Annotated in this window: 17 protein-coding genes; 4 read left to right on the top strand and 13 right to left on the bottom strand. The window is 71.2% G+C overall.

Translation table 11 applies throughout. The annotated features are described in order from the left end of the window. Positions 1 to 214 precede the first annotated feature (214 nt). The 4 genes from ACIA8L_RS16065 to ACIA8L_RS16050 all read right to left on the bottom strand — a co-directional run bounded on the left by ACIA8L_RS16065 (position 215) and on the right by ACIA8L_RS16050 (position 5,296). Positions 215 to 805 carry a YidC/Oxa1 family membrane protein insertase gene (locus ACIA8L_RS16065; RefSeq protein ID WP_395904942.1) on the bottom strand — a complete coding sequence of 197 codons (591 nt, stop codon included), beginning with the start codon at positions 803 to 805 and terminating at the stop codon, positions 215 to 217. A gap of 724 nt (positions 806 to 1,529) precedes the next feature. Further along, positions 1,530 to 1,772, bottom strand: coding sequence for a DUF6412 domain-containing protein (locus ACIA8L_RS16060; protein ID WP_395904940.1), 243 nt, complete (start codon positions 1,770 to 1,772; stop codon positions 1,530 to 1,532). 193 nt (positions 1,773 to 1,965) lie between these two features. Further along, positions 1,966 to 4,728, bottom strand: a complete 2,763-nt coding sequence (locus ACIA8L_RS16055) for an ATP-binding protein (RefSeq protein ID WP_395904937.1) — start codon at positions 4,726 to 4,728, stop codon at positions 1,966 to 1,968. A gap of 439 nt (positions 4,729 to 5,167) precedes the next feature. Further along, positions 5,168 to 5,296, bottom strand: a complete 129-nt coding sequence (locus tag ACIA8L_RS16050; RefSeq protein ID WP_395904935.1) for a hypothetical protein — start codon at positions 5,294 to 5,296, stop codon at positions 5,168 to 5,170. A gap of 170 nt (positions 5,297 to 5,466) precedes the next feature. Here ACIA8L_RS16050 and ACIA8L_RS16045 point away from each other — a divergent pair, with 170 nt between their 5' ends. The 3 genes from ACIA8L_RS16045 (at position 5,467) to ACIA8L_RS16035 (ending at position 9,266) form a co-directional block, all read left to right on the top strand. Beyond that, positions 5,467 to 6,258 (top strand): DUF72 domain-containing protein, encoded by a 792-nt coding sequence (locus ACIA8L_RS16045; protein WP_395904933.1) that lies wholly within the window; start codon positions 5,467 to 5,469, stop codon positions 6,256 to 6,258. Positions 6,259 to 7,129: 871 nt separating this feature from the next. Beyond that, entirely contained in the window at positions 7,130 to 7,582 is a 453-nt protein-coding gene (locus tag ACIA8L_RS16040) for a MarR family winged helix-turn-helix transcriptional regulator (RefSeq protein WP_395904930.1), read from the top strand. 274 nt (positions 7,583 to 7,856) lie between these two features. After that, positions 7,857 to 9,266 carry a serine/threonine-protein kinase gene (locus tag ACIA8L_RS16035; protein ID WP_395904928.1) on the top strand — a complete coding sequence of 470 codons (1,410 nt, stop codon included), beginning with the start codon at positions 7,857 to 7,859 and terminating at the stop codon, positions 9,264 to 9,266. Between the two features lie 110 nt (positions 9,267 to 9,376). Here the strand turns inward: ACIA8L_RS16035 and ACIA8L_RS16030 are convergent, their stop codons facing one another. The 3 genes from ACIA8L_RS16030 to ACIA8L_RS16020 form a co-directional block, all read right to left on the bottom strand. Then, positions 9,377 to 10,189 carry a sugar phosphate isomerase/epimerase family protein gene (locus ACIA8L_RS16030; protein ID WP_395904926.1) on the bottom strand — a complete coding sequence of 271 codons (813 nt, stop codon included), beginning with the start codon at positions 10,187 to 10,189 and terminating at the stop codon, positions 9,377 to 9,379. A gap of 251 nt (positions 10,190 to 10,440) precedes the next feature. Then, on the bottom strand, positions 10,441 to 11,592 hold the full coding sequence (locus ACIA8L_RS16025) for a Gfo/Idh/MocA family protein (protein WP_395904924.1): 1,152 nt from the start codon (positions 11,590 to 11,592) through the stop codon (positions 10,441 to 10,443). A 30-nt stretch (positions 11,593 to 11,622) separates the two neighbouring features. Then, entirely contained in the window at positions 11,623 to 12,321 is a 699-nt protein-coding gene (locus ACIA8L_RS16020) for a cupin domain-containing protein (protein WP_395904922.1), read from the bottom strand. Positions 12,322 to 12,444: 123 nt separating this feature from the next. Here ACIA8L_RS16020 and ACIA8L_RS16015 point away from each other — a divergent pair, with 123 nt between their 5' ends. After that, positions 12,445 to 13,464: a LacI family DNA-binding transcriptional regulator gene (locus ACIA8L_RS16015; protein ID WP_395904920.1), complete on the top strand. Its 1,020-nt coding sequence runs from the start codon at positions 12,445 to 12,447 to the stop codon at positions 13,462 to 13,464. Between the two features lie 4 nt (positions 13,465 to 13,468). On the opposite strand, the gene ACIA8L_RS16010 is transcribed toward ACIA8L_RS16015, so the two are convergent. The 6 genes from ACIA8L_RS16010 to ACIA8L_RS15985 all read right to left on the bottom strand — a co-directional run bounded on the left by ACIA8L_RS16010 (position 13,469) and on the right by ACIA8L_RS15985 (position 19,563). Further along, complete coding sequence (locus tag ACIA8L_RS16010) at positions 13,469 to 14,296, bottom strand: isocitrate lyase/phosphoenolpyruvate mutase family protein (protein WP_395904918.1); 828 nt, start codon at positions 14,294 to 14,296, stop codon at positions 13,469 to 13,471. After that, a complete protein-coding gene (locus ACIA8L_RS16005) occupies positions 14,293 to 15,078 on the bottom strand; it encodes a hypothetical protein (RefSeq protein WP_395904915.1) in 786 nt (261 codons plus the stop codon). The genes ACIA8L_RS16010 and ACIA8L_RS16005 overlap by 4 nt, the downstream gene beginning before the upstream one ends. Positions 15,079 to 15,410: 332 nt before the next feature. After that, a complete protein-coding gene (locus ACIA8L_RS16000) occupies positions 15,411 to 16,475 on the bottom strand; it encodes a LacI family DNA-binding transcriptional regulator (protein ID WP_395904913.1) in 1,065 nt (354 codons plus the stop codon). Positions 16,476 to 16,530: 55 nt separating this feature from the next. Continuing rightward, on the bottom strand, positions 16,531 to 16,776 hold the full coding sequence (locus ACIA8L_RS15995; protein WP_395904909.1) for a hypothetical protein: 246 nt from the start codon (positions 16,774 to 16,776) through the stop codon (positions 16,531 to 16,533). 106 nt (positions 16,777 to 16,882) lie between these two features. Next, positions 16,883 to 17,500, bottom strand: a complete 618-nt coding sequence (locus ACIA8L_RS15990) for a hypothetical protein (RefSeq protein ID WP_395904907.1) — start codon at positions 17,498 to 17,500, stop codon at positions 16,883 to 16,885. Further along, entirely contained in the window at positions 17,497 to 19,563 is a 2,067-nt protein-coding gene (locus ACIA8L_RS15985) for a ricin-type beta-trefoil lectin domain protein (protein ID WP_395904905.1), read from the bottom strand. Before ACIA8L_RS15985 ends, ACIA8L_RS15990 begins: the two co-directional genes overlap by 4 nt. Positions 19,564 to 19,580: the final 17 nt, after the last annotated feature.

Raw genomic sequence — 19,580 nt, 5'->3', positions numbered from 1 at the left:
CACCCGTGCGCGCCGCACGCGCGCTTCCGAACATGCAGTCACCGCTCACCATTCGCCCATGCGCGCCGCACGTGCGCTTCCGAACATGCAGTCACCGCTCACCATTCGCCCGTGCCTGCCGCTGTCGTGCCTGCCACCCGTGCGCCTCCGGACAAGCAGTCACCGCTCACCACTCGCCCATGCGCGCCGCACGTGCGCTTCCGATTCCGTGCGATCAGCGGCGGTGGCGGAAGTACCACCGTTCGGCCGCCGTCCACAGCCCGGTAGTCACGAGGTAGATGCCGGCCGCAACGGGTACGAACGCCGCGAACGCCACCGTGCCGAACGACAGGACGCGCACGAATGCGGGTGACTCGGCCGGCAACTGCCGCACGTTCCACACGGCGATCGCGGTCAGTGCGGCCACGATCAGCCATCCGGCGAGCAGTGCGGGACGCGAGTAGAGCCGCTGCGTGAGATCGGCGCCGAGGACCGAGTAGCCGTGCATGCCGCCGTTGGTGAACTCCCGGTACACGACCCAGATGAACGGCGCCTGCGCCAGCATCGGCAGCAGACCGGCGAACGGCCCCGACCCCGCCTCCCGCATCACCGCCGTCGTTTTCTCGGCCAGCACGACGGGTTCATGCTTGTGCCGCTCCCGCAGCCCGGCCAGCTCCGGCGCGAGTTTCGCCCGGATCCGCTCGGCCCGGTACCCCCGGACACTCAACGGCAGCAGCGCGGCCCGCAACAGGATGGTGGCCGCGACGATCGCCGCGGGCACGGACCCGAGCAACCCGGCCAACGCGAGAAGAACATGGTGAACCACAGACTCGACCTTTCTGGTCAAGAACGTCAGCAAGAATCAGCACCGCCGCCGCCGGGCACACAGGAAGCAGCAGAAAGCGGCAGTCATGGAGGAGCAGCTCCCGAGCACAGGGGCTCAGGCAGCGAGAAGCCGAGTCAGATCAACGCGATACGAACCCGAGCGACAGCGACACACGACGCCGCCCAACCGCACAACCACGCTGCACGAGACGCCGAACCGCACGATCGCACGACCGCGATGCACGGAACGAACAGCTGCACAGCCACGCTGCACGAGACGCACAGCTGCACGGAACGAACAGCTGCATAGCCGCGCTGCACGAGACGCACAACCGCGCAACCCACGGTGCACGAGACGCCTAACCGCACGACCGCGATGCACGGAACGCGCGGAACGCACACCTGCGCGACCACGCGGCACGAGACGCACGCCGCACCGCACGGGACGCACAACCAGGCTGCACGGATCGCCCAACCGCACGACCGCGATGCACGGAACGCGCGGAACGCACACCTGCGCGACCACGCGGCACGAGACGCACAACCGCACGAGCGTGATGCGCGAAACGCACAACCGCAGCGGGCAGGGTCACATCAGCGAAGGGTTCGCAACGCAGTGGACGACGCCGCACGACCGCGGTGAACGAGTCCACAACCGCGGTGGACAAGGCCATGACGCGCGAAAATGCGTCAGGCCGGCGGCGAGCCGGCGGCGATCGCCAGGCTCAGATGCCCGGCGCCCGGGGACGAGGCCGACCGGCCGCGTCCGGGTCGACCGAGCGAACGGCCTGTCCAAGACCGATCCGGGCCCGAGCCGGCAAAGCCTGCAGCCCCGCGGGCGCCGCCGGCGCCCCGGCCACCAGCCGGGCGGCCAGCACCACGGCGAGCGCGGCCAGCACAGCCGTCGCCACGGCGACAACGTCACCAGGCGAGCCAGCGAAGCCCCACGCCGTAAGCAGGGTGGTCATCGACCACAGCATGCGACCGATGGTAGGCAGTCCCGCCAAGCCGCACATCCGCCCACGGGAGTATTCCGCAAGCAGAGCGCGGACGCTCAGGACCAGGCCGGTCGAGCGCAAAGCCCCGAACGTCAGAGCCGAGCACTGAAGCCGGAAACCGGAAACCGAGCGGCAAAGGCTCAAGCGCGAAGCTGGGAAAGGTTCACTGCGAAGCGCCGCGAGACTTGATCCAGGCGGCGATCTGCGTCCGGGACTCCAGGTTCAGTTTGCTCAGGATGTTGGAGACGTGGACGGCGGCGGTGCGGGGGGAGATGTAGAGGCGGCGGGCGAGTTCGGCGTTGGTCAGGCCCTCCGCGAGCAGGACGGCGACCTCGCGTTCGCGCGGGGTCAGGGACTCGTCGCCGGCGGCGGTCGGTGCGGTCAGGCCGAGGCGGCTGCGCAAGGCGGTCAGTTCGGCGACGCGCCAGCCGGCCCAGCGGGCCAGGTGGGGTTCGGCCGCGCGGACCTGGGTGCGGGCCGCGTCCAGGTCGCCGCGGGCGATGAGGCTGCGGGCGGCGCCGAGGTGGCCGGTGCCGCGGTGGGCCGGCAGGAGCATGGTGGGCTCGGCGACGGCGGCGCGGTAGAGGCGCAGGGCGTCGGTGGTGTCGCCGGTGGCCTCGGCGATCTGGGCGTCGGCGAGCCAGCGGTAGGCGTCGTCGAAGAGCGGGTCGTCGATGGCGGCGGCGATCGGGCGGAGCTCGTCGGCGCCGAGGCCGGCGAACAGGCCCGCGGAGATGATGTCGTGGGCGAAGTCGCGGCCGGTGACGCCGGTGACGCGGACGGCCTCGAGGACGGTGCGGAGCAGGTCGCGGGCCAGGTCGGTGCGGCCGAGGCGGCAGGCCAGGTGGAACTGCAGGCCGGGCACCGAGGTCTGGGTGAGCATCGTGTAGGCGTCGGTGGACTGCTCGACGAGGCCGCGGATGACCATGTCGGCCTTGTCGAGCTCGCCCGCCTCGAGGAGCAGCCCGGTGAAGAACACGCCGTGGTAGTCGCTGCCGTTGCGGGTGCGCAGCAGGCCCTTGTCGCGGCGGCGGGCGGCTTCGAGCTCGGCCAGGGCGGCGCCGAGGTTGCCCTCCTGGACGGCGAGGCGGGCGCGGCCCTGGAAGTAGGCGGCGACGGCCAGGGACTCGAACCCGGCCCGTTCGGCGAAGGTGCGCATCCGCTCCAGTGCGGCGGCCCAGTCGGCGGGCCCGCCGGGCAGGAGGTTGTAGAGGTTGTTGAGCGACCGCGCGGCCAGCAGCCACTCGCCGGCCTCCTCGGCCTCCTGGGCGGCCTCGTTGAGCAGCTTGACGCCTTCGTCGACCCCGGCGGCGACGTTGACGAGGGCGGAGCCCTTCTCGACCTTGCCGGCCAGCCAGACCGCGGGGAGCCCGAGCTCCTCGCCGAGGGCGATCGCCATGTCGGCCCAGGCGACGGCCCGCTCGGTGTCGTCGTGGAGCATGTAGGCCTGTGCGATGGCCGCGTAGGCCTGGGCCTTCGCCGGGCCGTCGCCGAGGTGGGCGATCTCGCGCCGCAGCTGGGCCGCGCGCTCCTGCATGCTGCCGCTGCTGCCGACCTCCCAGCTGAGCCGGACCAGCAGCCGCAGGGCGTCGGCGCGCTCCTCGCCGGTGGCGGCGGCGTCGAGCCAGCGGCGGCCGAGCTCCTGGGCGTCGTCGAGGAGCCCGGCGAGCCAGGCGGCGCGGGCCCCGCAGGAGAGCAGCTCGACGTCGTCAGGGAGCTCGTCGAGGCCCATCTCGGCGAGCTGCAGCGCCTGGTAGGGCGAGCCCATCTCGAGGTAGACGACGAGGCCGCGGCGGGCCGCCTCCACCATGTCGAGGTAGCGCCCGGCGCCTTTGGCGTGGTGGGCGACGAGCGCGTAGTCCTTGCTGCCGGTGGACAGCAGCGTCTCGAGGGCGAGCTCGTGGAGGCGGCGGCGCTGGCGGGCGAGCATCTCGTCGACGAGCGCCTCGCGGGTCAGGGCGTGGCGGAAGCTGAACTCGTCGTCGCCGGTCTCGACCATGAGCCCGCGCCGGACGAGGTCGCGCAGGCCGTCGATGAGCTCGTTCTCGTCGAAGCCGGTGACGGCGGCGAGCAGGTCGAACGGGACCTTGCGGCCGAGGACGGCGGCCGCTTCGACGATGCGCTTCTCGGCGTCGTCGAGGTCGTCGAGCTGACGGCGCAGGGCCTCGGCGATGTTCCACGGCAGCGGCCGGTCGCAGAGGGTGTCGAGGTCGGCCTCGCCGTTGGCCTTGAGCAGCTCCTCGAGGAAGAACGGGTTGCCGCCGGTGCGGTTGTGCAGTGACAGCGCGGTCCGGTAGGTCGGCGGGCGCCCGGTCGCGGACTTCAGGAACATCGACGTGTCGGCGAGGCTCAGGCGCTCGAGCCGCACGTTGGTCACCGTGTAGCGCCGTTCGAGCCGGGTCAGCAGGTCGGCCAGGGGGTGGCGGCGGGTGACCTCGTCGGGGCGGTAGGTCCCGATGAGCAGCCGCGGCCCGGGCAGCTCGGCGATCCGCTCGAACAGGGCGACGCTCTCGGAGTCGGCCCAGTGCAGGTCCTCGAACACGACGATCGACGAGCCGGGCACGGTCAGCTGCTGCACGATCTCGAGGCCGGCCTGGATGCGGTCGATCATCGAGCGGGACGCGTCGGTGACGACCCGCAGCAGCTCGGGTTCGAGAAGCTCGGAGCGGCGGCAGCTGTCGATGGCGCCGAGGAGCACCTCGAAGGGCCGGCTGAGGGTGCCGGGGTCGGCCTGGCCGTCGAGGACGGGAACGGTCTCGGGCACGCCCGCGATCAGTTCCTGGACGAGACGGCTCTTGCCGATGCCCGGCTCCCCGCCGAGCATGGCGATGGAAGGCTCGGACCCGTCGACGAGCCGGCGCAACCGGCGCAGCTCGTCGTCGCGGCCGACCATCACCTGGCTCATTCCGCTACGGCTGGCCCGCACGTCACCAGCCTACCGGCGGGCGGGCGCTCCTCCGGCTGTGACGGTCGCGACCAACGCCACCAGACGCGGCGCTCGTCCCGCCCGGCCGCGCCGCGGTGGGCTTCGAGTCCGAGCAGGCCCTGCTGGCGGTGCTGAAGCTGGCTGTAGAGAAAAACCGGGTGCATCATCTCGACTCCTCGGGAGACCTGTTTCGTTGTCGGTTCCATCCTCGCGAGGTAAGGCCTGGCTGCCATCTGCACCTGTTACGTATCTTCGGCGCCGGGCCGGCCTAGTCATCGCCGCCGGGATCTAGTCATCACGCCGCCGCCGGGCAACGGCCCCGGAAACCCAGAACAGCCCGGGAAACCCAGAACAGCCCCGGCACGTCGGCGAGGACGTGCCGGGGCTGCGCTCCCCCGCGGTTCGGTCGCGTGAGATCTGGGGCCGCCGTGCGGCCGGATCAAGCCAGGTGCTCGCGCCGGTTTCGACGCCGCAGCCGCACGCGGCTTGTCCAGTGCCGGTTCTCGTCGAACACGTCGTGGCGGCGCTGACGGACCAGCTCGGACAACAGACCATCGTGGATGTTCATGACTGGAACCCCTCTCAACCTCGTGCCTCCATCCTGTCCGAGTAAGGCCCGCGTTCCATCGGTATCGCTTACGTAATCCGGCCGCCCAGACATACGTAGACGAGGCCCCGGACCGTCTACGTATGTCGGCCGTCGTCTAGTCATGCCCGGCCGAAAACGCATAACCGCAGGTGAAAGAGGGAACTGGCCGGGACATGATGTGCGTAGGTACCTCGGGCTGGCAGTACCGGGACTGGCGTGGCCGCTTCTACCCCCGCGAGGTACCGCACCGTCTGTGGCTGGAGCATTACGCGGCGGCGTTCGGAACCGTCGAGGTGAACAACGCGTTCTACCGGCTGCCGGAGCGCAGCACGTTCGAGGCGTGGCGGTCCCGCACCCCGGACGACTTCACCGTCGGGGTCAAGGCGAGCCGCTTCCTCACGCACGTCAAGCGGCTCAAGGACCCGGAGGAGCCGGTGGCCCGCCTGCTGGACCGGGCCGCCGGCCTCGGCCCCAAGCTCGGCCCGGTCCTGCTCCAGCTCCCGCCGACCCTCCACGCCGACCCCGAGGCCCTCGACCGGACCCTGCGGGCATTCCCCCGTGACGTGCGGGTCGCCGTCGAGCCGCGGCACGACTCGTGGTGGACGGACGAGATACGAAAGACGTTGACCGGCCACAACGCCGCACTGTGCTGGTCCGACCGCAAAGGGCGACCCCAGGCGCCGCTGTGGCGCACCGCCGACTGGGGCTATCTACGGATGCACGAGGGCCGCGCGAACCCCTGGCCCCGGTACGGCCGCGCCTCGCTCAGCGCCTGGACGGACCGCTTGGCCGAGGTCTTCCCAAACCAGGACATCTATGTGTACTTCAACAACGACCCCGGATGCGCGGCGATCTCCGACGCCGTCGCGTTCGCCCGCCTGGCCGCCCGCCGCGGCCGGCCCGTCGGCCGCGCCCCCGAGCACGTGCCGGACTGGTCGTAGGCTGCACCCGTGGCCAAGTACTGCTGCGTCGCCTTCGTGATCGTCGCGTTCCTGACGCTGCTCGTCTGGCAGCGCCGCCACCTCATGAACCGCAAGGACCGCGACTGAGCGCGGCCGGCACCGAGGCGTAGCGCTGGCCACCGATCACGGCGGATGCCCCCGCAGCGCGTGCGGACGGCGGGCCGGCTACTGAGCGCCACCACCGACCGGCAGAAACACCGGCAGGTTCAGCGGCCGTTCGCGGGTCGCGGCGGTCGGCGAAGTGTCCGCCGTGGACGCATACCGCCACGGCCGGGCCGACCACAAGAGACACCAGAGACCGCGCCCGCCCGCGAGCGACAGCCGCAGGCCGACCGTCCACGCGCGGGTCGCGCATCGAGGACTTCCACCGTATTGCGGTGGTCGCCACCGACCACGGAACACCGGTGGCCACCGGCCGCGGTGCCGCCGATCACACCCGCCACCTCGGTGCGGGCCGAGGACCGGCCGGACAGCGCGGCCCAGACGGTACCGGACGCGATGGATGTATCAGACGGACCGGACCCCCACTCTCGTCCAGTGCAGGGGGAGACGAGCGGACCTGCGGCCGGCCGCGACACCGGACGCACGCCCGCCGCACCCCCAGCCGCGATCGTCAGTTTCAATTCATCGGATATCCGGCAGAACAGCCGGACAAACGCGGTGAATGCCGAAAAGGCACGCACCGGAGGGTCGTCATGAGACTGCACAGGGTAATGGCGGGGCAACGGAACCGACACGTTCCCGATATTCTGGGTGTTCGATGTGGGGACCGGAGGGGGGCCGCCCATATGGGCAAGCACGGGGTCGCGTCGGCACGGGCACGTCTGCGCGGGACACGGTGACCGCAACGGTGGGCCGGGACGGAGCCGCGTTCACGGGCGCGACCGAGGCCGTGCTGCACCTGCATCGCGCCGCCAACGCGGTCCGCCAGCACGTCGAGCAGGAGGTCCTGCGCCCGCGCCAGCTGACGTGGACCGGTTTCGTGGTGCTGCGCACCGTCTGGGCCGCGCGCCGCATCGAGACCCGGCACGTGGCCGAGCAGGCCGGGATCTCCAAGGCCACGCTGACGGGCGTCGTCGACACCCTGTCCGGGCGGGGCCTGGTGAAGCGGGCCAACCACCCCGACGACGGCCGCCTGGTGCTGCTGCAGCTGACCCGCAAGGGGCATCGCCTGATCCGGGAGCTGCTGCCGGACTCGCAGACCGCGGAGTCGTTCGCCCTGTCATACCTCGAGCCGGCCGAGCTCGCCCGGATCACGACTGCGCTGCGTGGACTGGTCGATCACCTGGAGCGATCACGCTAGCCGGGGTGCGGTATTTACGTCATTTTTCCGGCTTCGAGTCGTTGGAAGAACACCGGAACAGTGGCATAACGGTGTGACCTCCGGCGCGGAGATTCGCGCTCCGCTGGACTAATGTTCGGGTCGGTGCCGGAACCTGGCCTGTGTCCCCCGAAAGGTGTCCGAACGGGCACGACTGATGCATACAGCGCGGTCTTTTCAACGCTCGGCGAAGGGACCAGACTGCTGGGGAACAGCCATGACCCGGACGACCTCTGACGAGCGTGGAAGGACCCCGATGACCGAGGCAGGCAAGCACGACGACGCCGGTGAGTCCGGCCCGCCGGACCTGCCGCTGCGCTCGGCCACGCCGTCCCGGCGCGCCACCGTCGGCGACCTCAACGCCAACGACCCGATCCGCATCGACGACTATCGGCTGCTCGGCCAGCTCGGCGTCGGCGGCATGGGCACCGTCTACCTGGCCCAGTCCCCCGAGGGCACCCGCGTCGCGGTGAAGCTCGTCCACCAGCACCTGGCCCGCGACCCCCGCTTCCGGGTGCGGTTCGCCGGCGAGGTCCGCGCGGCCCAGCGCGTGCCCGGTTTCTGCACCGCCCGGGTCCTCGACTCGGGGGTGTTCGAGGAGCGGCCATACCTGGTCACGGAATACCTCGAAGGCATTCCGCTGTCCCGCCTCGTCGCCGACGACGGCCCCCTCGACCCGGCCATGCTGCACAGCGTCGCGCTCGGCGTCGCCGCCTCTCTCGCGGCCATCCACAACGTCGGCCTCGTCCACCGCGACCTCAAGCCGAGCAACCTCATGGTCACGCTCGGTGGCGTGCGGATCATCGACTTCGGCATCGCCCGCGCCCTCGACGCGGCCAGCGACATCACCGGCACCGGCAACATCGTCGGCAGCCTCGGCTGGGCCTCCCCCGAGCAGCTGCGGGCCGAGGAACCGACCGCCGCGATGGACATCTTCGGCTGGGGCTGCCTCGTCGCGTTCGCCGCGACCGGCCGGCACCCCTACGGCGGCGAGGAGGCCGCGGCCCGCGCCTGGAAGATCCTCGAGGGCGAACCCGACCTCAGCGGCATCCCCGACCCGGTCCGCGACCTGGTGGCGGCCGCGCTCAGCCGGGACCCACTGGACCGTCCGGACGCGCGGCAGCTGCTCCTGGGCCTGGCCATTGACGACCTGGAAGCGGCGACGGTACCGGTCCAGCGTCGATGGCTGCGCGGACCCGCCCAGCTGTCACGTCGCCGCGTCACGTCGATGGCGATCGCCGTGCCGATGGCCCTCGCCCTCGTCTTCGCGGCCGCCGAGACCACGTCCGACCTGATGGGCGGCAACCCCGGCGGCGACACTCACCACGGCAACACCGGCGGCGAGGTCACCACCGACCTGTCCCAGCAGCCGGCCCCGATCACGTCGGTCGTCGGCGGCAACGGCGGGCGCCCCAACGGCGGCGCGACCGAGACCAGGATCGGCAACCCGACCAACGCCGCCCAGCCCCCGGCCCCGACCAAGACGGTCGAAGGCCCGGTCGGCCACCCGACCACCACGTCCCCGGTGGTGGTCATCACCACGGCGACGACCACCGGCCCGCCGCCGGTCACGGACACGCCCGACCCGACGACGGCCGGCCCGACCACCGCCGGCCCCACCACGGAGACCCCGCCGGACGGCAACCAGGTCCCGCTGGTCCCGTAACGGCCGGCCACTTTTCGGCCGACCGCCGGCGTGGCGAGCAACGTCACGCCGGTTTATCGATGGCCCGTGTCGCGCGCGGTTCTCGCCGGCCGTGTGCAGGACGGGCCATTTCAGACGACGTGCTCGAGGTACCCCTTGATGCTGTCCGCAAGGACGTCCGCGCCGGGCCTCGACCACACGTCCTCGTGGAACACCTCGACCTCGATCGGCCCGCTGTAACCGGCCGCATCCACCGCCTCCCGGAACCGCCGCAGCTCCACACACCCGGTGCCCGGCAGCCCCCGCCCCAGCAGCACCCCCTCCGGCAGCGGCGTGATCCAGTCCGCCACCTGGAAACACGCGATCCGCCCGGCCGCACCGGCCCGCGCCAACTGCACCCACACCTGGTCGTCCCACCAGAGGTGATACGTGTCGATCGCGACGCCGACCGCCGCCGCCGGGAACTCCTCCGCGATGTCCAGAGCATTACCGAGCGTGGCGATCACACAACGGTCCGACGCGAACATCGGATGCAAAGGCTCAATCGCCAGTTGTACTCCCGCCGCCCGCGCATACGGCACGAGTTCCCCGATGGCGTCGGCAACGATCCGCCGCGCCCCGTCGACGTCCCGGCTCCCGGCCGGCAGCCCCCCGCTCACGAGCACGAGCACCGGTGCCCCGAGCGCCACCGCCTCGTCGATCGCCCGCCGGTTGTCGTCGAACCACCCGTCCACGGTGAAGAACCCGCCGCGGCACAGCGTGGTCACCCGCAGCCCGGCCGCCCGCACGAGCGCCGCCGTCCGCTCCACCCCGAGCTCGTCGACCTGGTCCCGCCAGAGCCCGATCCCGGGTACCCCCGCAGCCACACACCCGGCAACGGTCTCCTCCATGGGCCAGCGTTTGGTCGTGGCCTGGTTCAACGAGAACCGGGACAGGTCACTCATCGGTACTGCCTCTCAGTCGGTACGTGCCCGCCGCGATGATGCGACGGGCACGATCGTTCACACACGCACAGCCACCTGCGCGGACCGAAGCCGAACGCGCAAGCCCAGACGCACACGGCCACGTTCGAACGCACGCTCGCGCACGCGTCTTGCACGAATGAACACTTGCGAACGCGCGCCTTGTGCGCGATATGTCCGCCGCTCCGCAACGGATATATCGGATGTTTCGGTTAAGTCCGGCTTGCCGAGCCTTACAGGTCCAGCGACGGGATCTCGATGCGGCGGCCGGTGCGGGCGGACTCCAGGCCCAGCTCGGCCAGCTGGACGCCGCGGGCGCCGGCGGCGAAGTCCCACGGGAAGGTGGCATCGTCGACGACGTGGCGCAGGAACTGCTCCCACTGCACCTTGAAGCCGTTGTCGAACTCCTCGTTGTCCGGCACCCGCTGCCACTGCGCGCGGAACTGCTCGGTGGCCGGCAGGTCCGGGTTCCACACCGGCTTCGGGGTCGCCGCCCGGTGCTGGATGTGGCATTCACGCAGGCCCGCGACCGCGCTGCCGTGGGTGCCGTCGACCTGGAACTCGACCAGTTCGTCGCGGTACACCCGGACCGCCCACGACGAGTTGACCTGCGCGACGATCCCGCCCTCGAGTTCGAACGTGCCGTAGGCCGCGTCGTCGGCGGTCGCCTCGTACACGGCGCCGGCCTCGTCGACCCTCGACGGGATGTGGGTCACGATGGTCGCCTGCACCGAGCGGACCGGCGCGAAGATGCGCTCCAGGACGTACTGCCAATGGGGGAACATATCGACGGCGATGCCGCCGCCGTCCTGGGACCGGTAGTTCCAGGACGGGCGTTGGGCCGTCTGCCAGTCGCCCTCGAAGACCCAGTAGCCGAACTCGCCGCGGACGGACAGGATGCGGCCGAAGAAGCCCCCCTCCACGAGCCGGGCCAGTTTGCGCAGGCCGGGCAGGAACAGCTTGTCCTGCACCACGCCGTGCTTGACCCCGGCGGCGACGGCCGCGCGATAAAGGTCGACGGCGGCCGCGGTGTCATCGGCCAGGGGCTTCTCGGTGTAGATGTGCTTGCCGGCCTCGATCGCGGCGCGAATGGCCTTCTCGCGCTGCTGGGTCACCTGGGCGTCGAAGTAGATCTGGACGTCGTCGCGGGCCAGGGCCGCGTCGAGGTCGGTGGTCCAGTCGGTGAGGCCGTGCCGCTCGGCGATCTCCTGCAGCTTGGCCGGGTTGCGCCCGACCAGGATCGGCTCGGGCCAGATGCGGCGGCCGTCACCGGCGGGCAGGCCGCCCTCCTCCCGGATGGCCAGCAGCGAGCGGACGAGGTGCTGGCGGTACCCCATGCGGCCGGTCACGCCGTTGAGGACAATGCCGATCGGAACGCGGTTCACGAGACTCCTTTACGCGGAAAAACTGGGAGGTCAATCAGAAACAGGGATATAGGTCTCGAGCAGGCCGCACATGCCGTGCTTGCCGGACTCGGTGGGTTTCGCCAGCACCTCGATGCCGCCACCGGCCAGGTGGGCGACGTCGGACTTCTCCAGGGCGTCGAGCTGGCGGCCGGTCTCCAGCGCCACCTCGAGCGGGCCGGTCTCCCAGCGCCGGCGCCAGTCGCCGAGCTTCGGGGCGACGATCGCGGCGGCCGCGCGGCAGAACTCGGTAAACGCTTTCGGCCCGGCCGCGCGCATCGCGAGGAAACCGGTGACGGCCAGGTCGCGGCGGCGGTACGCGGGGCCGGGGTCGGGGCCGCCGGGCAGCGTGGCCGCGGCGGTGTAGCGGTCCGGGTCGCCCAGTACGTCCACGGGGAACGTCAGTACCGCGTCGCCGGCCTCCGGCAGCCCCGCGTTCTGCATGAGCACCACCAGCTGCAAGCCGTTTTCATTGACGAGCCGGTGAATGGTGCCCGGCCGGAACCAGGCGACCGTTCCGGGCTTGAGCGGCGTCTCGCGGTACCCCTCCCCGGACAGCGTCTGCACATGGCCTTCGCCGGCGATCACGACGTACCCCTCGGAGCATGTGAGATGCATGTGCGGCGTGCCACCGTGCAGCCCGTCGGGTGCAGTGGTGTCATACACGGATAGGCGGGACACGCCGACCGCGCCCGGCAAATAGGATTTCATGGCGTACCCCCAGTGCAGGAAACCGCTTTCCTGAGGCTAGCCGGTACGCTGAGCACGGGTCAATGCACAAAGTTGTCGCCGCGGCCCGTTCAACGGTGAGATGGACAGATAGGGGTCATCGCGATGGCAACGCTCGCCGACGTAGCCCGCCGCGCGGGTGTGTCACCGGCAACGGCCTCCCGGATCATCAGCGGCAGCACGAAACTCGTTACAGACGAATTGCGGGCGAGGGTACTGCGAGCCGTCGACGAGCTGCAATACGTGCCCAACGCGCACGCCCAGCTCCTGGCCCGGGCCCAGCGCACCGCGGTCGGCGTGATCGTGCACGACGTCTCCGACCCCTACTTCGCCGAGATCACCCGCGGCCTGCAGCAGGTCGCCACCACGCACGGCCGGCTGGTCATCATCTGCAACAGCTACCGCGACCCGGCCCGCGAGCTGGAGTACGTCGAACTGCTCCGGGCCCAGCAGGTCGCCGCGATCGTCCTCGCCGGCTCCGGGTACCACGACGCCGCCTTCACCAAGGCCCTCAAGGCGAAACTCGCCGCATACACCCGCACCGGCGGCCGGGTCAGCGTCATCGGCCGCCACGAGCTGCCCGGCGACGCGGTGATGCCGGCCAATGAAGAGGGCGGCTACCTGGCCGGCTGCGAACTGTTCGGCAGCGGCCACCGCAAGGTCGGCGTCATCGCGGGCCCGAAAGTGCTCACCACGACCACGGACCGCCTGGCCGGTCTGCGCCGGGCCGCCCGCGAGTTCCGGGGCACGGTCCCGGCCCGGCGGGTGGCATACGCGGGCTTCGACCGCGACGGGGGCGCCGAGGCGATCACCGCGCTGCTGGACTCCTCCCCCGACCTGACCGCCGTCGTGGCCCTCAACGACCAGATGGCGGTCGGCGCGCTGAGCACCCTGCGGGCCCGCGGCATCACCGTGCCGGACCAGATCTCGCTCATCGGCTTCGACGACATGCCGATCGCCCGCGACGTGACCCCGCCCCTGACCACGGTCCGCCTCCCCTTGGCCGAGATGGGCGCCCGCGCAATGTCGATGGCCCTGGACACCCACAACACGGACGCCCCGCGGATCGAACCGGCCCAGGCCACCCTGATCCGCCGCGAAAGCACCCGCCCGCTGCCCGCCTGAACCGTCAAGGGTTGACGTCCCGATAGGTCGGAAGATCCTTTCTGACCGCCTGATTCCTTTGTACTGCCAGAGCCGTCTCCACCACCGCAGCGAGCGCGGCCCGGAACAGCAGGGACCCCACGCTGATCCGCGCCACGCCGAGCGCGGCCAGCTCCGCGACGGTGAGCCCGTCCGGTAGCGCGAGCACGTTCAGCGGCGCCTCGGTCGCCGCCGCAAGTTGCGCGATGTCGGCAGGTTCGCGCACGCCGGGCACGAACACGCCGTCGGCACCGGCGTCGCGATACATCTGGATGCGTCGAATCGCTTCGCTTATGTCGCCCGCGCGCAGCCAGTGCGTGTCCGTTCGCGCATTGACGAACAGCCCAGGCGCTGCGCGTTTGATGTCGCGGACAAGTTTGGCGTGCACGTCGGGATCGCCGTAACCGTCCTCGATGTTCACTCCGGCCGCCCCGGCCTCCGCGGCGGCCACCGCACTGGCGACGGAGCCGCGCTCGATGTCGGCGGTAACGTGGATCGGCAGCCCGGCCAGGCGAGCGACGAGCGCGATGGTTTGGCCCACGCTCGCGTCCTCGCCGTCGGGCATGCCGTGCGCGGCGGCGACACCGAGACTCGTGGTCCCGACCGCGGCGAACCCGGCGGCGGCCAAGGCCCGGGCTCCGGCGACATCCCATACATTGGGCAGGATCAGCGGGCGTCCGGCCACATGCAGGTGCGCGAACCCGCCCACCGCATCCGGGCTCACCGCATCCCCGCCCATCGCTTCCCCGCCCACCGCATCCGGGCTCACCGCATCCCCGCTCACCGCATCCCCGCCCACCCCATCCGGGCTCACCGCAGCGCCCCTTCCACGAGCGCCATGGCCAACTCGCGACCGGGACACGCGCGCGGACCCGCACCGAACGGCATCCCGGACAGCGAAACCGCGACAACATTGCCGTCCGGATCGACCCGACGGGTGGCGAGCACGGGCGGATCGTCGCGCAAGACCTCGTCCACCGTGCTCATTCGCGCACGCTCGTCCCGGCTGTTCGTTCGCGCACGCTCGTCCGACGTGTGCGTTCGCGCACGCTCGTCCGGGTTATGCGTTCGCGCGCGCTCGTCCCGGGTGTTCGTTCGCGCACGCTCGTCCGACGTGTGCGTTCGCGCACGCTCGTCCGGGGTATGCGTTCGCGCACGCTCGTCCCGGGTGTGCGTTCGCGCACGCTCGCCGGACATGCGCGTCCGGGTGCGTTCGATCAGGCTCGCGGTGGCGTCGCAGGCCTGGACGAGCAACTGGATGTGCGCGGCCGTCGCTTCGTCGTACCGGCCGCCGAACACCGACACGAGCCGGTCGACCGCGGGGTCGGCCGCGGTGTCCCCCGTCTGGTACGCCGCGGCCGCCACCCGGACATCCGCAACGACGTTCACGATCGCCGGCTCCGTGACACCCAGCGCCCGGGCCAGCGGCGCGACCGGATGCCCGGCGTACGGCCGGCGCAGGTCGCCGGGGTCGACGCCGGCGACCAACTCCTCGACGATGGCGCGGCGGCGGGCGTGGACCGGGCCGTTGGCGAAGCGGCTGACCGTTGCCCGCAGCCAGCCGATGCCATTCGACGCCGGGTCCGGCTCCGGCACTGGGAAGGAAAGCATGGCCTCACGCTATGACCTCGATCGTTCGGCGGCGGCCGAACCGTCCGGCCCCTGGACGCGACCGGCGTCCAGGCAGCAGTGGGGGATGAACGAGATCGAGGTCGCGTTCGTGAGGCCGTTCTCCCGCAAGATGGGACACAGCGCGGATTTGGGCTCAGCCCCTTTGAGGCCGTGACCTAGCGGCGTGGATTGTGAGGGGTGTGGTGGAGGCTCGTCTCCCCACCTGCTTTTTGGGAGACACAGCGCGGATTGTGGCGCAGCCCCTTTGAGGCCGTGACCTAGCGGCGTGGATTGTGAGGGGTGTGGTGGAGGCTCGTCTACCCACCTGCTGTTGGAGGCACAGCGGTGCTGGCTCGGACGATCAGGTCGGCCGGGAGGCGGAGGTGTTCGGCGGCGGGGGGTTCGCCGACGCGGGCGGCCTCGATGGCCTGGGTCAGGGCGGCTGCGGCGGCGTGGCCCTTGGCCAGGATGTCCTGGCGGACGGTGGTCAGTGGGGGGCGCATGCGGGCGGCGGCGGGGCTGTCGTCGAAGCCGACCACCGAGAGGTCGTCGGGGACGGACAGGCCGGCGTCCACGGCGGCGCCCATGACGCCCTGGGCCAGGGCGTCGGAGAAGCACACGATCGCCGTCGGGGGGTTGGGGGCGTCCAGGAGGCGGCGGGCGGCGCGGTAGCCCGAGTCGGGGTCGCCGTGCGGCTCGCGGGCGATGGCGGGGCTGATGCCGGCCGGGGTCAGGGCGTCCAGCCAACCGGAGAGGCGCTGGGCGGCCACGTAGCCGTCGATGATGTCGCCGGTGTTGTCGGGGCCGATCAGGCCGTGGCGGCCGCGGACGCCCGAGGTGACCACGGCTACCCGGCGGTGGCCCAGGTCGACCACGTGCTGGGCGGCGGCGCGGGCGCCGGCGCGGTCGTCGACGTTGACGGCGGGGATGCCCTCGGCGGGGGTCTGGTCGATGAAGACCAGGGGGATCTTGCGGCGCACGAGCCACTCGACGCCGGTGTTCTCCGGGTCGCACGAGTAGACCAGAGCGCCGTCCATGGCCACGTCCCGGGCCGGGATGACGCTGCCGGCCTGGTTGGTGGTCAGCAGCGTCAGGCCCAGGCCGGTCGGGGCCAGTTCGTCGGCGATGGCACCCAGGAACGTGGTGGCCACCTCGTCGCCGAAGGCCTGGCTCAGCGAGTCGGTGAGCAGGATGCCCACGGCGCCGGTGGTGCCGCGCGCGAGGGCCCGCGCGGCCGGGTCGGGGCCGACGTAGCCGAGCTCGTCGGCGACGGCCAGGATCCGGTCGCGCAGGGTCGGGGACAGCTGGTCGGGGCGGGAGAACGCGTTGGAGACCGTCATCCGGCTCACACCGACCCGGTCGGCGATCGTCTGCAGGGTCACCCTTCCCACCGCAGCGCCTCCCCATTGTCGATATTTGTGCACTCCCCGCAGAACCTTAACGCGCCGGCCGCGAACGCACCGCCGGGGCCGGGGACACCACCTCGGCGGCCCGGCGCAGGGTCGCGGCCAGGGCGGCCCGGGTGCGGTAGGCGCGGGGTGGGCGCACCGCTATGTCGTGGACCATCACCGGGGCGTGGGGCAGGGCGCTGTGGTACTCGAACTGCTCGCCGTTCCACGCGGAGCCGTACTGCTCCGAGAGGGCGGACTGGGACACGATCATGGCGAACGGGAACGTACTCATCGCGGATCTCCTCCGTCTGTACCGGTAAACCTGCCTGTAAAAGGACAGTAGACCCGACCCGCTGTACCGGTCAAGTCTATATCGGTAAAGCGACGAAAGAGGCTGGTCAGCGCCGTTTCGAGCGCGAGGACGACGAGCCGCGGGACGAACGCGCGGGCTTGGGGCGTTGCTTGGACGGGCGGAGGAACAGCAGCGCGAGAACGCCCAGCACGCCGATCGCGCCCAGGGAGTACCACAGCCAGGACAATGAGGAAGAAGAAGACGGCTGCGGGGCCGGGGAAGCCGAGGCGGGTGGCGGGGCGCAGGTCTTCTCATCGGGGGCCGGGGTCGCGCCGGCCGCCGCCACGTGCAGGACGCCCTCGCAGCGGCCGATCGCCGGGGTGCCCATGTCGGCGACGACGGTCCAATCGCCGGGGGTCAGGGTTCCGGTGTACGTCACCGCGTCGCCGTTGCGTTTGAGCGCGGCCGGGCCGACGCGCTGGCCGGTGCCGGACGTCGCCAGCATCGTCATGCCGATCGGCTCGGTGACCGGGTGGCCGTCCTCCCAGACGGCGGTGACCCAGACCGAGCCGGCCCCGTCACCGTGCAGGGTCAGCACGACACCGCCGTGCGCGGCCGCCGGGTTCGCGAAGCCGAGCACGGCGATCAGCGTCGCCACCACGCACGCCGCGGCCCGGCGCCACAGGGGCGCCGGGCCGGGACGGTCGTTCAGGGGGTGCGTCATACCTGCTGGGGCACCCAGCTCTGGTACTTCGCGCCGGAGGCCTTCTGCAGCACCAGGAGGCGGCTGCCGAAGTACTCGTTGTTGCTCACGCCGACCACCAGGCCGGACGGCGAGGTGAGGGCCATGCCGTAGTCGGTCTTGGTGACCGTCCACTTGAGCGCCGTGCCGCAGTCCGTCTGCACCACCGTGGCGCCGGCCGCGTCCTTGTCACCGGCCGTGCTCAGGCACTCGTTGGTCGCCTTCGAGCGGACGATGAACGCATTGCCGGTCTGCTCGAGCTTCCACTGCTGGTTGGCGCCGTTGTGCCGGCTGTACAGGATCGCCGGCGTGCCGGCCGCGCGGCGGGCGCCGAAGACGTCGACCGCACCGCCGGTGAGGCTGTTGCCGAACACCGTCCAGGCGCCGACGGCCGGGGTGTTCGCCGTGGCCGTGTGCACCGCGACCGTGTTGGTGAACTGGGTCAGGGTGCCGTTCTTCGCGACCGAAATCCCGATCTGGTAATCGGTGTCGGGGCGCAGGCCGACGATCCGGACGTTGGTTGCCGCCACCCGGCCGATGGTACGGCCGTTGACGAGGACGGCATAGCGGGTGCCCGCCCCGGCACCGTCCCAGGACAGACGTACAGAGGTCGCATCGACAGCACTGGTCCGCAGCTCCTTCAGACCACCGGTGGAGGTCTTGGTGGGCGTGGGGGTCGGCGTCGGCGTGGCCGTGCCCGTCTTCGTCGGGGTCGGCGAAGCGGTGGTCGGCGTCGGCGTCGGAGAGGACGTGGTCTTCGTCGGCGTCGGCGAAGCGGTCGTCTTCGTCGGCGTCGGGGCGGCCGTCGTCGGCGTCGGGGTCGGCGGCGGCGTGGACGCGCCACCGGAGATCAGGAACTGGTTGTTGGCCACGTTCCAGTTGTTCGCGAGGTAGCTGCCCGGGCTCGGGTTGGTGTTGTAGTAGTCGTCGTGGTTGCAGTCCAGGCGCACGTCGTGGCTGCGCTCAGTCTTGGTGCCGCACTTGAACTGCATCACGACGCCGTCGGCGTCCTCGTAGCACATGAGGTCGTTCTCGTCGACGCAGTGCCCGTGCTTGCTGGAGTTCGGGGCGTTGTTGTTGACCGCGCCGAGGTTGTGGCCGAGCTCGTGGGCGGCGACGGAGGCGGCCCAGCAGCCGCTGTCGCTGCGGCCGTAGCCGGGCCCGCCGTTGCTGCGGTTGTTGACGCCCGCCTGGGTGTCGCCGGCCCAGGTGCCGATGCCGCAGTAGACCTTGGAGTCGCCGAAGATCATGTACTTGCGGTCGGTGCGGTTGTAGCCGAGCGCCTTGAGGCCGTTGATCGTGGCGTCGAAAGTGGCCAGGCCGCCGGCCGGCAGCTCGACCTCGCGCACGTCGACCTTGCAGTCGGCGGTGGTCACGAAGCGCACGTGGCGCTCGCCGCCGGTCTCCTGGGCGCTGGCGTTGTAGATCGTGTCGACCCCGGCGGACCAGGTCCGGAAGGACTCGAAGTACTTCGCGAACTGGCTGGCCGTGTTGACGTCGCGCACGTAGAGGACCTGGACGCGCTTGCCGGTCACGCCGTCGCCGTCGCAGGCCACGCCGCTGGCGCCGATCGTGAAGTTGGCGGTGCCGTCGGCGGCGACCGCGTCCGGGAGTACCGCGAAGCCGTCCGTGGCGCCCTCGGCGACGTTCTCGTCGGCCAGGACCGTCTGCTCCTGCGGTACCGCGGCGGTGTCGACCGCCGGCAGGTCGTCCTTAGTCGCGCCGGCGATCGGCGCGGCGACGGTCTTGACGTTCAGACCCGCGGGCGGCTTGTCCGGGCCGTGGCTGCACTGGTCGCGCTCCGTGAGCACGTAGCCACCGACGCAGGGCTCGCCCTTCTTCGCCGGCGTCAGCCCCTCGTAGATCAGGCCCTGGTCGGGGTCGTTCCCCGGGACCTGGGCGATCGCCGTCGGGTTGTTGCCGCGGTCCTTCTCGTGGAACAGGGAGCCGGTTCCGGCGATGGCCGCGCCCGCGGCGAGCGTGACGACCGCGGAGATCATCACGATGCGGCGTAGGCGGCGGGGCTTCTCGGGTCGCGCTTGCACGCTCGGGTCCTCCGGAG

The organism is Dactylosporangium sp. NPDC051541 (assembly GCF_044454505.1).
Classification (GTDB): Bacteria; Actinomycetota; Actinomycetes; order Mycobacteriales; family Micromonosporaceae; genus Dactylosporangium.
This window is presented reverse-complemented; position numbering and strand designations above follow the sequence as displayed.